General features: G+C 69.4%; 1 protein-coding gene. It reads right to left on the bottom strand.

All coding sequences use genetic code 11. The annotated features are described in order from the left end of the window. A partial coding sequence (locus Q0789_RS16625) for an MIP/aquaporin family protein (protein WP_298807095.1) occupies window positions 1-346 on the bottom strand: 346 nt, incomplete at both ends.

Raw genomic sequence — 346 nt, forward strand, 5'->3', positions numbered from 1 at the left:
AACAGGAGGATGACGAAGACGAGGACGAAGGTGCCGATGACCTCGGTGACGACGTTCCAGCCGTAGCGGCGGATCTCGGGCCCGGTGGAGAACACCGCCAGCTTGAGGGCCGGCTCCTCCGTGGCGTCGAAGTGGTTCTTGTACGCCAGGTACACGACGACGGCGCCCAGGGCGCCGCCGACCATCTCGGAGGCGAAGTACACGAGGGTGTTCGCCAGGTCGGGCGCGACGCCGGGGGCGTAGTCGTTGCCGGAGACGAGCAGGCCGATGGTCACGGCCGGGTTGAGGTGGGCGCCGGAGGCGTAGGCCACGTAGACGCCGGCGAAGACCGCGAGGCCCCAGCCGA

It is taken from the genome of uncultured Pseudokineococcus sp. (assembly GCF_947499845.1).
Taxonomy (GTDB): Bacteria; Actinomycetota; Actinomycetes; order Actinomycetales; family Quadrisphaeraceae; genus Pseudokineococcus.